Origin of the sequence: Pseudoalteromonas sp. SM9913 (assembly GCF_000184065.1) — a bacterium.
GTDB classification, from domain to species: Bacteria; Pseudomonadota; Gammaproteobacteria; order Enterobacterales; family Alteromonadaceae; genus Pseudoalteromonas; species Pseudoalteromonas tetraodonis.
In genome coordinates this window covers 1062261-1075657 of the sequence record NC_014803.1, presented here as the reverse complement: position 1 = coordinate 1075657, position 13397 = coordinate 1062261, and the positions used below count along the sequence as shown (strand labels likewise).

The following is a 13397-nucleotide window of genomic DNA, read 5'->3' as shown; positions in this document are numbered from 1 at the left end:
CTAGCTTAATACGCATTGGTTTATAAAAAAAGGATCCATCGTTGGACGACATATCGACAAGTACGCTGTTTATCATTTTAGGTTTATTGGTACTTTTTTCTGCTTACTTCTCCGGGTCAGAAACCGGAATCATGTCAATCAACCGTATTCGTTTACGACACCTCGCTAAAGAGAATCATCGTGCTGCGAAACGCGTTAGTAAATTACTCAGTCGACCTGACAGGTTGATAGGTCTTATCCTTATTGGTAATAACCTTGTCAATATTGCGGCTGCCCAAGTTGCCACCATTATTGGTATTCGTTTGTATGGTGATTTAGGTATTGCTATAGCAACAGGTGCATTAACACTTGTGGTGCTGATTTTCGCTGAAGTAACGCCAAAAACACTGGCCGCCCTCTATCCTGAGCGAGTCGCTTTTCCAAGTTCGGTGATACTCAAAGGGTTACTAAAAATTCTCTTCCCATTTGTTGTCGTTGTTAACTGGATGACCAATGGTATATTGCGCTTATTTGGTATTAGCGCTGCACAAATAGATGAGCACAGCATGAGTAAAGAAGAATTAAAAACCGTGCTAAATGAATCGGGGGCGCTGATCCCCGCTCGTCACCAAAGTATGTTGACCTCTATTTTAGATTTAGAGCAAGTTACCGTTGAAGATATTATGATCCCTCGCAATGAAATTGTGGCGATTGATATTAATGACGATTGGAAAATAATCAGTAAACAACTTACTCACGCTCAACATACCCGGGTGCTTTTATACCGCGACAATATTGATGATGCTGTTGGCTTTATTCACTCTCGTGATGCGCTTCGCCTTTTAACTAAAGAGCAGTTTGATAAGCCTTCGCTATTGCGTGCGGTACGTGAAATTTACTTTATCCCTGAGGGCACCTCGCTGAACACTCAACTACTAAAATTTCAGTTATCAAAAGAACGTATTGGTATTGTTGTTGATGAATATGGCGACATTCAGGGCTTAGTCACTCTTGAAGATATTCTTGAAGAAGTTGTGGGTGATTTTACTACCACTCAAACTCGGACACCGAGTGAAGAAGTAACCACACAAAACGATGGCTCTTATATTGTCGACGGCGGTGCTAACGTTCGCGACTTAAATAAAGAAATGGGCTGGGAATTCCCATTAGACGGTCCTAAAACATTAAGTGGCTTGATTGTTGAGTACTTAGAAGATATACCCGATGCTAATTTAAGTATTCGTATTGCAGGCTATCCGGTTGAAGTACTTGAGGTAAAAGAAAACATGATTAAACAAGTTAAAATTCAACCAAACAAACGTAAAAAATAAACCAATAAAAAAGGAGCCTGCTGGCTCCTTTTTAATCTAATCTAAAAGAACAATCGCTCTAACCAACCTTTATCTAAATCATCTTCGCAGCGTCTTAGCTGTGCGCCATAACGGCTTGCCCGATGTTTTACTTTATTGGCAACGCTCATTAGCCATTTTTTCTTACGATAGGTGCCTCGTTTATAACCGCCCCATCCCTCATGATAATTTAAATACTGTGCGTAGGCGTCCCACTTAGACACACCATTAACTTTATGGGTTTTATAAACAAACCACGCCATAAAATCAATCGCATCTTCAAATTCGTCTCTGTCGGCGCCACTGTTACCTGTTTCACGAATATAATCAGACCAAGTAGGCGTTTTAGCTTGAGAATAGCCATAGGCATCGCTTGCACGACCAGTAGGGATTATCCATAAGAAGTATTCCATAGGCGGTGCTGCATCGTGGCGAAAAGAACTTTCTTGATACATCATGCTCATTAACACATGTTTTGGGGAGCCCCACTTTTCCTGCGCGTCTTTGGCATCAAAATACCAGTCAGATTTCTCTTCGAAAATTTTACAAATATCTTCTGGTTGCTTTGGGGGAGCTGTTGCACACCCAGCTATAGTGAGCAGCAAAGATAAGGTAATAATATTTTTTTTCATTTTTTAAGATCTCACTGAACTTTTTAAAAAAGTGTGGGTCTGAATCTATGAATGCAGCAGTACAGCATTGTTTCATCCCTAAAGAATATTTACGCAGCTACTATGAGCTGCGTTTTTTTTGCCTGCTACTTACTTGGGTCTGTTGACCTTTCAAGGTTGCATTTGCAGCAGTTTGTTTGGTATTTAGGCAAGGCAAAGCCTATGTGGTGTGGTTATTCCCCATAAATAGGCGATAACGCAGCATCAATGCCAAACAGGTGCTGCCCTTCGGGTTCTGCCTAGAAGCGATTTACTCTTTGTTGCTCGGTTTTTACTTAGCCCACTAGGTTACAAACCTCGCGCCGCGATTAAACCGCTCCTAGTTTGAACAAATTGTAATCCGCAAAGGTCAACAGACCCTGAAATACGTATCTAAAAATGCGGTAAATGATTGTTTATCAGCTTGTTCAATTGCCTTTTGGGCTTGGTACGACTCTGCAGCTTGTTGCTCTAGCCACGATTTTGAAAATTCAGTATAACTTGCTGTTTCATGGCTTTGTTTGTACTTCTGAGCAAGTGACAGTGCAAAGTGGCCATTATCTAACCCAGACGCTTTTAACTGCTCAACATAACGACCAGAATACGTTAATGCCGGATCATGAATCCAAGTCGCCATGCGCTTAATAGTGTTTGAGTAGTAGTCAACATCGTAAGCAGTATCCATCCACTGAGCAACATCACTCAGCTGACTAAATATTTCATCACCCCAAGATTCTAGGCTGCGCTGCTCATTATTAAAATTAAGCATCAAGCCTTGTTCTCGACCTTGGTTAACCACAGTATCAAGATTTTCAGTGCTACGAGTTTGCTCTTGCCAATCCATAGGCGCTGAATCTTTTAATAAACAATAAGTTAAAAACACATCTAAAAAGTGTATTTGCTCTAAATCAATGCCAACTTCACTAAACGGATTAACATCCAATGCACGAATTTCAATATATTCTATACCCGCTCTTAGCAATGCATCGGTGGGCGTTTCACCATTTTTTGCATTACGTTTAGGACGAATTGGCGAGTAAAACTCGTTCTCTATTTGCAAAATGTTTTTATTTAATTGCTTTGGCGTAGCACTGGTGTAATCGTCAATACTGCCGTAAATATCTGAAGGCGTATTTATGGCTTTTTTAAGTCCTGCAACATATTCATCTAATGAGTTATACATTACTCGTAATGACGATTGTGCGCTATTGGTATAGCCTAAGTTGCCTAAACGTAATGCGGTGCCCACTTCCAAATATAAAGTGCCTTTACCGAGTTTTTTAAACGGTAAGTCGCTTTTACGCCCTTGTAAAAAAGAGCTACATAATGCCGGTGATGCGCCAAACATGTAGCTAATTAACCACAGTTCGCGTTTAAAGTTACGAATTAACGCCAAGTAACTATCCGATATAAAATCTTCAAGTTTCGCGTCACTTTGCTTTAATGAGTGCAGTGACTGCCATAGCGTTTGTGGAAAAGAAATATTGAAATGCACGCCAGCAATCGCTTGCATCATACTGCCGTAACGGTTCTTCAAGCCTTCGCGATATAGGGTTTTCATTTTACCGACATTAGAGTCGCCAAATTGTGCCAATACAATATCGTCTTGATGATTTATAAAGCACGGCATACTAATTGGCCACAATAATTCATCGCCCATATGTTCTAGGGTGAACTTTTGTAAATCTTTTAGCTGCTGCAAAGTTTGCGTTGATGACTCGCTAACCGGTGTAATGAACTCAAGTAAAGACTCAGAAAAATCAGTGGTAATATGCCCATTGGTGAGCGCACAGCCCACCCCTTGAGGATGAGCCTGTTTTGAAATGGAACCATCGTGATTAATTCTTAATGATTCTCTCTCAATACCGCGCATAATGCCTTTAATAGCCTGTTGATTATCTGCATTAGATAGCGCGTTGAGCGTGTTCTTTAAATTATAAGTTGTCAAAAAAAAGTTTCCTCGAGCCAAGTGGCTTAATCATAAGGTTATGGGGTCTTTTTACCTTTACTCAAGATTAAACGATGAAAAAACTATATGAATTTATTAGATATAGTTTTTACTGGATTTTAAACACGCTTTGTTTCACGCTATAAAAGATAATCTTGCCATTGCCACTACGAATATACAATTTCTTTTACATATTATTTGCCATAACCCCCCGCTGACAACATGGCGTTTTAAAACACTTTGATAAGATAGAGTTAAACCCTAAAAGTTTGTCATAACTGAAAAATTCAATTACGCTTAATATTGATAAAGATCATATAAATATCAAAAAAAATGTCTTATTCCTGCTATTTTACACATATCACTAACGTACATTAGTTTTAGTAATTACAATAGCCGCCATAATAAAGAATGATAAAGAGTCACTATGCGTCGTAATCAAAGCTTAATAGATGAAGAAGTTAACTTCGAAGAACACCAAGAGTTGGTTTCAACCACTGACTTACGCGGTGTTATTACTTATGCCAATCATGAGTTTTGTAGTATCGCAGGCTACGAGATGGATGAACTGATAAATAAAAATCACAATATCGTTCGCCACCCTGATATGCCAAAAGCTGCATTTAAAGAAATGTGGGACACCTTAAAACAAGGCCATTCGTGGCGTGGCGCGGTAAAAAACTTATGTAAGGACGGCCGCTATTATTGGGTTGATGCATTTGTAACGCCTATTTTTGAGCATGGCCAACTTATTGGTTATCAGTCTGTACGAATAAAACTAGAGCAACGCGCAAAACGCAGAGCGCAAAAGCTCTATGCCAAAATTAACGCTAATAAATCATTATTTAGCTGGCGCGAACGCACATCATTAAGACAAAGTTTGAGCATTGCCGGTATTATAATTTGGTTAGCCAGTGTCGCAATGTGGGGCTCTCTTTCGCTTGCCGCGATTAACTTATTAGTATGTATTGTTATTTTAGTTTTAAATTATGATGAGCTGGTAATAACACCTGCAACCCTCAAACAACAAAAAAGCCAAGCAGACTCTGTATCTCGTTATGTGTTTAGTGGCTCGCACCCACATAGTATTAGTGAGTATAGAGAGCAGATGCTCAGTGCTAAATTAAGAACGGTACTGGGACGGGTAAAAGATTCAACCTTGAGTTTTAATTCGATTGCCCAAGGGTTAGATCAACAATCGACGTTGACCGAGCAAGGTATTTCTTCTCAAGGCACTCAGCTAGAACAAATTGCTTCAGCGATGTCACAAATGAGTACCACGATTGGTGAAATCTCTAACAATACCAATAACACGGCTGATAAAGTAGGCATTACTTATCAAAGCTGCTCTGATATCAAAAATCATATTGCAGATAACAGTAAAATGGTGTCTGACTTAGCTGTACAAGTTGAGCAAGCGGCCGCCACAGCAACGGGGCTTGCCTCTGAAGCGGATAAAATTGGCCAAGTCATGAGTGAAATAGAAGGGATTGCTGAACAAACTAACCTATTGGCACTCAATGCGGCTATTGAAGCGGCACGCGCCGGTGAGCATGGGCGTGGTTTTGCCGTTGTTGCCGATGAAGTAAGAGCGCTGTCATCACGAACTCAAAATGCCACAGCACAAATTCACAGCTCAATTAAAGAAATTCAAGATACCTTGTTTAGCTGGTCTAAAATCATGCAGAGCACAAAACAACAAGCCGATGACTGTGTTAATACAACAGGACAAACACAACAAGAGCTTGATAGTATTTTTATTCAAATTAGTGAAATTTCACAGCTCGCCACGGATATTTCAGCCGCAGCAGAACAGCAGCAGGTTGTAAGTAAAGACATTGGTAGTAATGTTGAAAAGATTAAAGGCTTAGGGGATGACAATTTACAATTGAGTTTTAGCGTAGCACGCGGTGCGGCTGAACTAGTGGAAGGCTCAAGAAAAGTGAATGACTTATTACTGACTTTTAAAGTTTAACAAACGCCCTAAAATAGAAACAAAAAAGCCGCTGTAAACAGCGGCTTTTTGCTGTGCTCAGATTATCGACTCGTAAACACTAAGCCGTCTTCGTTAGCATCAATGACAATGATACAACCTGGTTGAAATTCATTATTAAGCAGTTTTTGTGCTAATGGATTTTCAATGGTTTGCTGTATTGCCCGTTTAAGTGGACGAGCGCCATAGACAGGATCAAAGCCACTGGCAGCAATTCGCTCAAGAGCAGCATCTGTCAACTCAAGTAAATACCCCATCTCTGTCAATCGTTGACGTAATTTGCTTAACTGAATATCTGCAATTTCTTTAATATGACTATGTGAAAGTGAGTGAAATACCACAGTTTCATCAATACGGTTAATGAACTCGGGTCTAAATTCATTATGTAAAACACCCATGACTTTTGCTTTAAGCTCGTCATAGTCATTACTTCCCGCTTGCTCTTGAATGATATCTGAGCCCAAGTTGGAGGTCATAATGATAACCGTATTTTTAAAATCAACCGTACGCCCTTGGCCATCCGTTAAACGCCCGTCATCAAGGACTTGTAATAAAATATTAAACACATCTGGATGCGCTTTTTCTATTTCATCAAGCAAAATAACCGAATAGGGTTTACGACGAACAGCTTCGGTTAAATAACCACCTTCTTCGTAACCTACGTACCCTGGAGGCGCACCGACTAGACGTGCGACTGAGTGTTTTTCCATAAACTCAGACATATCTATACGCACCATGGCACTTTCGGTATCAAACATATAGCCTGCTAGTGCCTTGGTAAGTTCTGTTTTACCAACCCCTGTAGGCCCTAAAAATAAGAACGAGCCAATTGGACGATTGGGATCAGCAAGCCCTGCACGCGAACGACGAATGGCATTAGCCACCGCAACGACGGCCTCATCTTGACCAATGACTTTGTTATGTAACTGCTCTTCCATTTGTAATAGTTTTTCACGTTCACCTTGGAGCATACGCGCCACTGGGATCCCGGTCCAACGTGATAAAATTTCTGCAATTTCATCTTCGCCCACCTGATTTTTAAGCAAGCTCATTTCTTGCATTTCTGCTTGTGATGCTAAATCGAGTTTGCGCTCAAGCTCAGGTATACGTCCATATTGCAGTTCAGACATACGCTGCAAGTCACTTGCTCTGCGAGCCACTTCTAAATCAAGTCGTGCCTGCTCTAGCTCAGCTTTAATAACCTGCGTGCCTTGTAAAGACGCTTTTTCTGCATTCCATACTTCATCTAGTTCACGGTATTGCCCTTCAAGCTCAGTGATCAGCTCGACCATTTCTGTACGGCGCTTTTGACTTGCTTCATCTTTCTCTTTGGCCAATGCGTTATCTTCAATTTTTAATTGGATAATGCGACGCTCTAATTTATCTAAAGCTTCTGGCTTTGAATCAATTTGCAAGCGAATAGAAGAGCCCGCTTCGTCAATTAAATCGATTGCTTTATCGGGTAATTGGCGATCACTAATATAACGATGCGATAACTGCGCTGCGGCAACGATTGCAGGGTCGGTGATCTCCACTGAATGGTGTAATTCGTAACGCTCTTTCAAGCCACGCAGAATAGCAATGGTGTCTTCTACTGAAGGCTCTTCTATTAATACCTTTTGGAAACGGCGCTCAAGCGCAGCATCTTTTTCAATGTATTTACGGTATTCATCTAAAGTGGTTGCGCCTACGCAATGGAGTTCACCGCGTGCTAAGGCAGGTTTTAACATGTTACCCGCATCCATAGCGCCATCACTTTTACCAGCACCAACAATGGTATGAATTTCATCAATAAATAAAATAACTTGTCCTTCTTCTTTAGCCAACTCATTAAGTACTGATTTTAAACGCTCTTCAAATTCACCTCGGTATTTTGCACCAGCAACTAATGCGCCTAAATCAAGTGATAATACGCGCTTGTTTTTTAAGCCCTCAGGCACTTCACCATTAATAATACGCTGTGCAAGCCCTTCAGCTATGGCTGTTTTACCCACCCCTGGCTCACCAATTAACACAGGGTTATTTTTGGTACGGCGTTGTAATACTTGAATAGTGCGGCGAATTTCATCATCACGACCGATTACAGGGTCAAGCTTACCTTGCTCTGCACGCTCAGTTAAATCGATGGTGTACTTTTCAAGTGCTTGGCGTGTTTCTTCCGCATTAGGATCGTCAACTTTTTGGCCACCACGAATCGCCTCAATTGCCGTTTCAACCTTACTCGCAGTAATGTTAAGTGCTTTAAAAACACTGCCAAGCGGACCTTTATCTTCACACGCAACTAATACAAACAACTCACTTGAAATGTATTTATCTTTACGCTTTTGGGCGTATTTATCACATAGGTTTATCAGTGACACCATGTTATTTGACAACTGTACATCGCCACCAACACCTTCCACTTTAAATAACTTTTCTATCTCTTGTGATAATTTAGTGTTGAGTTCATCAACGCTGATGCTCATTTGTGCAAATAGTGCACGTACACTTGAGCCGCTTTGTTTTAACAAAGCGTACATTAGATGCACAGGTTCAATAAATTGATGATCGCGACCTAGCGCTAATGATTGCGCATCTGAAAGCGCAGACTGAAATTTACTTGTAAATCTATCTAAACGCATGGGGGTTTACCTATAAAAAAACGAATTACTTAATAGATGGGTATGTTAGCGGGTTTGTTCAAGGTATTGTGGGAAAAATAATCACCTAATGATTATTTACTTGCGCCAGATCAAACTTGCCATACGACCGGTTTGGCCATCGCGCCGATAAGAAAAAAACAAGTTAGCTTGAGTTACAGTGCAATATTCCCCCCCGCTAATGTTTATAACGCCCTGTTGATTAAGTAAAATAGTTGCTATTAGATAGATATCAGCTAAATACTTTTCATTATTTTGAGCTTTGAACGCGCTGTGCATTAGGGGGTTATTTGCTGTAAATAACTCGACTACCTCTTGGCCTACTTGAAATTGATTAGCCCCTATTGCAGGACCTAACCAAGCATGTATATTTGCCGAGGTATTTTTAAAACATGCCAGCGTATTGTTTATCACCCCTTGCTCTAACCCTCGCCAACCGGCATGAATTGCGGCCACTTCTTGCCCGTCACTCGATGAGAGTAAAATAGGTAAACAATCAGCAGTCATTATGGCTAAAGGTTGATTGCGTAATTGCGTATATAACGCATCGCCTGTGAGTATTTGATTGGGGTCAAATCGCTCATCCACTGTAATTACATCAGCGCTATGAACCTGATTTAACCAAATTGCCGGTTTAGGCAAATGAGCATTTACACGTGCTCTGTTATTTAATACATCTTGGCTGTTATCACCTACATGCAACCCTAAATTCAAACTATCGAATGGAGGCTGAGATACGCCCCCTTCACGTGTAGTACTCAATGTATCTACACCATGAAGAGATTGCCATGTAGCTGATAAGCCAAACATTGTTAACTCGCTATATCAGGGTTTGCTTTTGTGTCTTCGCGCAATGCTTGAGTCATTTGGACCATATCATCAGGGATAGGCGCTTGCCAGGTCATCATTTCACCGGTGATTGGATGCGCAATACTTAATTTAACGGCATGAAGCGCTTGGCGTTTAAAGCTACGCAGTAACTCAAATAACTCAGGCGTTGCCCCTTTTGGTGGACGAGGACGACCGCCATAAGATTGATCGCCAATTAATGGGTGGTTTAAGTATGCCATATGCACACGAATTTGGTGTGTACGCCCTGTTTCAAGACGTAAACGCAAACGTGTATGGGCGCGGAATTTTTCGGCAACACGGTAATGCGTAATAGCTGGTTTACCCATTTCATGTACTGCCATATGCGTACGCTGCGTAGCATGACGACCAATTGGTTTTTCAACCATACCACCGGCTGTCATAGTGCCATTACATAACGCTTCATATTCACGTGTAAAGTTTTCGCGCTTTTGCAGTGCTTTAACTAAATGTGTTTGTGCCTGAATCGTTTTAGCAACAACCATTAAACCTGTTGTGTCTTTGTCTAAACGATGCACAATACCCGCTCGTGGTACGTTAATAATTTCCGGATAGTAGTGTAATAAAGCATTTAACACCGTACCATCAGGGTTACCTGCGCCAGGATGAACCACTAATCCCATTGGTTTGTTGATCACTAAAATATCATCGTCTTCATAAACGATGTTTAATTTGATATCTTGTGCTTCGTATTCACGAGGTGCTTCTATTGTTGTTTCAACAGCTACAACTTCACCACCGAGTAGTTTTTCACGCGGGGTGTTGAAAATTTCACCATCAACGGTGATTTTATCATCTAAAATCCACGTTTTTATCCGTGATCGTGAATAATCAGGGAACAATTGTGCTAATACTTGGTCTAGACGTTTACCACCTAAGTCTGTTGGGACCTCGGCTTGGAGAGATATTTGCTCTGACATTAGTAACTTTACCCAATTTACCAGTGCAAGCTTTGCTTGACTGGGTTAGAATCGCTTTTAATAAAAGCATAACATAATACGCATAGTTTACTCGGTTTTACCCACTTGGCCTAGCCGAAGACATCGAAGGTAACAAATAAAATGATAAATAAAATAGGGAAACGTGCATTCGCCATTGTTTTTTCAGTTTCAGTGCTTAGTTTAGGGGCCTGCTCGTCTGCACCTGACCAAGAAGATATTCAACGCGTACCCAACAGATCGGCACAAGCACTATACGAAGATGCAAAACAAACGCTTGATTCTGGTTTATACGCTCGTGCAATTGAATTATTAACGGCAATTGATTCTCGCTACCCGTTTGGTCCGTTTTCAAAACAAGTCCAAATGGATTTAGTGTATGCACATTACCAATCAGGTAATACAGAGCAAGCGCTTGCTACAATCGACCGTTTTATTCGCTTAAACCCAAACCACAAAGATTTAGATTACATGTACTACATGCGTGGCTTGGTTAATATTAAGGCGGATAAAAATGCTTTCCAAGAATACTTTGGTGTAGACAGAGCTGACAGAGATGCTAAACGCACCCGTGTTGCTTATACCGACTTATCAACTTTGGTTAAACGTTTTCCAGAAAGTGATTATGCGCCAGAAGCAAAACGTCGTTTAGTTTGGTTATTAAACCGCATGGCACGTTATGAGTTAAAAGTGGCAACTTACTATTACGAACGTGAAGCCTATTTAGCAGCCGCAAATCGCGGTAAATATGTGGTAGAGCACTACTCACAAAGTAGTTATCTTGATGCGGCACTCGCCATGATGGAAAAAAGTTACGAGAAGCTTGGCTTGACTGAACTAAGTCAGCATGCAGAGCAAACGCGTAAATTTAATAGCAGAAATAAATAACACGAAAAAGGCGCTAGTTATAAAATTAGCGCCTTTTTTACGAGGTTTACTCGACTATATAGCCTCTTCATCCTCTTCTGCAGTACGAATTCGAACCACACGTTCTACGTCAGTGACAAATATTTTACCATCACCGATTTTGCCAGTTTGTGCTGTTTTAACAATAACATCAATAGCACGTTCTACGTCTTCATCACCGAGCACAATATCTAGTTTTACTTTAGGTAAAAAGTCAACCATGTACTCAGCACCACGGTATAGCTCTGTGTGGCCTTTTTGACGCCCAAACCCTTTTACTTCACTTACTGTCATACCCGTAATGCCTACATCAGATAATGCTTCACGCACATCATCGAGCTTAAACGGTTTAATGATTGCTTCTATTTTTTTCATAGTAATTACTTTTGAAAGCTTCAGTTGCCTCGATTTTAGACAATCATGAGGTTCATAGCAAACAAAGAGATTGAATAGCACCGGTGAAAAATAATCATGGTATGATTATTTTAATAAAAATAACTATACTAAAACATCACCGAGTTAATGAGATTTATATGAAAACTAAGCACCGTGGATTTACCCTATTAGAGTTAATGGTCACCGTGGCCATTGTTGGCATTATAGCCACTATTGCGTTGTGGAACAGTAGCGATATGCTGGAAGAAAACCGAGGTGAAAATTTTTTATTAGAACTTAAACGTAATATTAGCTTTGCACGCTCACAAGCGGCTAGTACCGATGAGATCGTAATTGTGTGCGCTGCTCCAGGTACAAAAGTAAAAAGTGATGATAAAACCCTAACTTGCTCAAGTAAATGGGATGTTGATCAAATAATTATTACCTTTATAGATGCTAATAATAATGGCCAATATAATAATGAAACAGATAGCTTGATCAGAGTCATGGAGGAAATTAGTCCTAATGATCGCGTTTCATTTACAGATACCCGTATACGATTTAATACCAGCGGACGTATAACTACAAATCCTGGGAACTTCATATTTTGTCCTAACGGCGACAACAAAAACCAAAAAGCGTTAACATTAACGCAATCAGGCACCGCTTTTTATTTAGGGGATACCACAGAGAGCTGTGGTTAAAAGCCATTTCATACTTTGTCGTTTTTTTGATTGTTTACTAAACTAATATAATGGACTGTTCAATGAAAGGCTTCAGGGATGAAGTTAATTATAAGTGCTCACAAAAATGGTGGCGTTACATTATTAGAATTACTAGTAACCATTTCAGTTATAGCGATACTAAGCCAACTCTCATTATGGTTTTTTCCTGATTTCTTGGCGCTCAATCGCGCAGATAACCAGATTAATCTATTACACAGAAACATTAATTATGCACGTCTTTATGCAATAGAAAATAATAGCTACGTCACTCTATGTGCCTTGAAAAATAATGAGTGTTTAGAAGATGATTGGGACAATCAGGTGTCACTTTTTATTGATAACGACAAGTCAACCTCTTTAGATGATGACGAGCGCCTTATTAGTACCTTTGAACATATCCATCCCTCTGATAGCTTAGAGTATCCTCGGGATGCCATCACTTTTAGACCCGATGGCTCTTTAAACGGCTTTCAAAACGGTACTTTTATCTATTGCCCAAATAACGAAAAAGCAAGCCTTGAGGGGCTTGCTCTGTCAATAAGTCAAACTGGGCGAATACGAATAAAATCTACTAACAAATGCCAAAAATAACTAATGTTATCTACCCCAGCAATAGTTGATGTCGGTATTGCCTTTACTACCCGTTGCTCCTTTTAAGCCAACGTCATTAATGGTTAATGACGTGCAATCAGCATCCCCTTTCACAGCACCAGCAATGGGTTTAGCAGTGATTGTAAATTCATTGCTATTAACCACATTAATTGTTAGCTCAAAATGACCGTTTTCAGTTTTACTTTGAATACCTAAGTCGCTAAACGAAGTTGAATATGCTCGGTTATCCACAAAGTATTGCTCTTGCTTGTTTGCCGCATCTAAAAGCGCAGAAGCGGCTTCTGCGCGTGATGCCCTTTTTATATATTCACTGTAATTAGGCACTGCAATGGCGGCAATGATGCCAACAATCGCAACGGTGATCATTAACTCAATTAATGTAAATCCTTGTTGTGTCTTATTCATATACAGCC

Annotated in this window: 12 protein-coding genes; 5 read left to right on the top strand and 7 right to left on the bottom strand. The window is 40.3% G+C overall.

The genetic code is table 11. From position 1 onward, the window contains the following. The first annotated feature begins 41 nt into the window (after nucleotides 1–41). On the top strand, nucleotides 42–1310 hold the full coding sequence (locus PSM_RS04965; protein WP_013464491.1) for an HlyC/CorC family transporter: 1269 nt from the start codon (nucleotides 42–44) through the stop codon (nucleotides 1308–1310). 41 nt (nucleotides 1311–1351) lie between these two features. Here the strand turns inward: PSM_RS04965 and PSM_RS04960 are convergent, their stop codons facing one another. Beyond that, nucleotides 1352–1960 carry a transglycosylase SLT domain-containing protein gene (locus tag PSM_RS04960; RefSeq protein ID WP_013464490.1) on the bottom strand — a complete coding sequence of 203 codons (609 nt, stop codon included), beginning with the start codon at nucleotides 1958–1960 and terminating at the stop codon, nucleotides 1352–1354. 388 nt (nucleotides 1961–2348) lie between these two features. Then, nucleotides 2349–3926: a glutamate--cysteine ligase gene (gene gshA, locus PSM_RS04955; protein WP_013464489.1), complete on the bottom strand. Its 1578-nt coding sequence runs from the start codon at nucleotides 3924–3926 to the stop codon at nucleotides 2349–2351. 427 nt (nucleotides 3927–4353) lie between these two features. Between gshA and PSM_RS04950 the strand changes: the two genes are divergently transcribed. Next, nucleotides 4354–5901, top strand: a complete 1548-nt coding sequence (locus PSM_RS04950) for a methyl-accepting chemotaxis protein (RefSeq protein WP_013464488.1) — start codon at nucleotides 4354–4356, stop codon at nucleotides 5899–5901. A 62-nt stretch (nucleotides 5902–5963) separates the two neighbouring features. Here PSM_RS04950 and clpB read toward each other — a convergent pair whose 3' ends face one another. From clpB to rluD, 3 genes are all read right to left on the bottom strand, one after another. After that, nucleotides 5964–8540: an ATP-dependent chaperone ClpB gene (gene clpB / locus PSM_RS04945; protein ID WP_013464487.1), complete on the bottom strand. Its 2577-nt coding sequence runs from the start codon at nucleotides 8538–8540 to the stop codon at nucleotides 5964–5966. Nucleotides 8541–8636: 96 nt separating this feature from the next. Further along, complete coding sequence (gene pgeF, locus PSM_RS04940) at nucleotides 8637–9368, bottom strand: peptidoglycan editing factor PgeF (RefSeq protein WP_013464486.1); 732 nt, start codon at nucleotides 9366–9368, stop codon at nucleotides 8637–8639. 2 nt (nucleotides 9369–9370) lie between these two features. Beyond that, entirely contained in the window at nucleotides 9371–10348 is a 978-nt protein-coding gene (gene rluD / locus PSM_RS04935) for a 23S rRNA pseudouridine(1911/1915/1917) synthase RluD (protein WP_013464485.1), read from the bottom strand. A 141-nt stretch (nucleotides 10349–10489) separates the two neighbouring features. On the opposite strand from rluD, the gene PSM_RS04930 reads away from it, so the two are divergent. Continuing rightward, nucleotides 10490–11254 (top strand): outer membrane protein assembly factor BamD, encoded by a 765-nt coding sequence (locus tag PSM_RS04930; RefSeq protein ID WP_013464484.1) that lies wholly within the window; start codon nucleotides 10490–10492, stop codon nucleotides 11252–11254. A 54-nt stretch (nucleotides 11255–11308) separates the two neighbouring features. On the opposite strand, the gene PSM_RS04925 is transcribed toward PSM_RS04930, so the two are convergent. Beyond that, entirely contained in the window at nucleotides 11309–11647 is a 339-nt protein-coding gene (locus PSM_RS04925; RefSeq protein ID WP_013464483.1) for a P-II family nitrogen regulator, read from the bottom strand. A 158-nt stretch (nucleotides 11648–11805) separates the two neighbouring features. Here PSM_RS04925 and PSM_RS04920 point away from each other — a divergent pair, with 158 nt between their 5' ends. Further along, on the top strand, nucleotides 11806–12351 hold the full coding sequence (locus PSM_RS04920; protein WP_013464482.1) for a GspH/FimT family pseudopilin: 546 nt from the start codon (nucleotides 11806–11808) through the stop codon (nucleotides 12349–12351). Nucleotides 12352–12429: 78 nt separating this feature from the next. Continuing rightward, entirely contained in the window at nucleotides 12430–12963 is a 534-nt protein-coding gene (locus PSM_RS04915; protein WP_013464481.1) for a GspH/FimT family pseudopilin, read from the top strand. 6 nt (nucleotides 12964–12969) lie between these two features. On the opposite strand, the gene PSM_RS04910 is transcribed toward PSM_RS04915, so the two are convergent. Next, entirely contained in the window at nucleotides 12970–13389 is a 420-nt protein-coding gene (locus PSM_RS04910; protein ID WP_013464480.1) for a type IV pilin protein, read from the bottom strand. Between the last annotated feature and the right edge of the window lie 8 nt (nucleotides 13390–13397).

Excerpts from the sequence above, each read along its gene's own strand:
- PSM_RS04915 (WP_013464481.1), top strand. The coding sequence starts at position 12,430 with ATGAAGTTAATTATAAGTGCTCACAAAAATGGTGGCGTTACATTATTA.
- PSM_RS04960 (WP_013464490.1), bottom strand. The coding sequence starts at position 1,960 with ATGAAAAAAAATATTATTACCTTATCTTTGCTGCTCACTATAGCTGGG.
- PSM_RS04925 (WP_013464483.1), bottom strand. The coding sequence starts at position 11,647 with ATGAAAAAAATAGAAGCAATCATTAAACCGTTTAAGCTCGATGATGTG.
- rluD (WP_013464485.1), bottom strand. The coding sequence starts at position 10,348 with ATGTCAGAGCAAATATCTCTCCAAGCCGAGGTCCCAACAGACTTAGGT.
- PSM_RS04930 (WP_013464484.1), top strand. The coding sequence starts at position 10,490 with ATGATAAATAAAATAGGGAAACGTGCATTCGCCATTGTTTTTTCAGTT.
- PSM_RS04950 (WP_013464488.1), top strand. The coding sequence starts at position 4,354 with ATGCGTCGTAATCAAAGCTTAATAGATGAAGAAGTTAACTTCGAAGAA.
- PSM_RS04910 (WP_013464480.1), bottom strand. The coding sequence starts at position 13,389 with ATGAATAAGACACAACAAGGATTTACATTAATTGAGTTAATGATCACC.
- pgeF (WP_013464486.1), bottom strand. The coding sequence starts at position 9,368 with ATGTTTGGCTTATCAGCTACATGGCAATCTCTTCATGGTGTAGATACA.
- clpB (WP_013464487.1), bottom strand. The coding sequence starts at position 8,540 with ATGCGTTTAGATAGATTTACAAGTAAATTTCAGTCTGCGCTTTCAGAT.
- PSM_RS04920 (WP_013464482.1), top strand. The coding sequence starts at position 11,806 with ATGAAAACTAAGCACCGTGGATTTACCCTATTAGAGTTAATGGTCACC.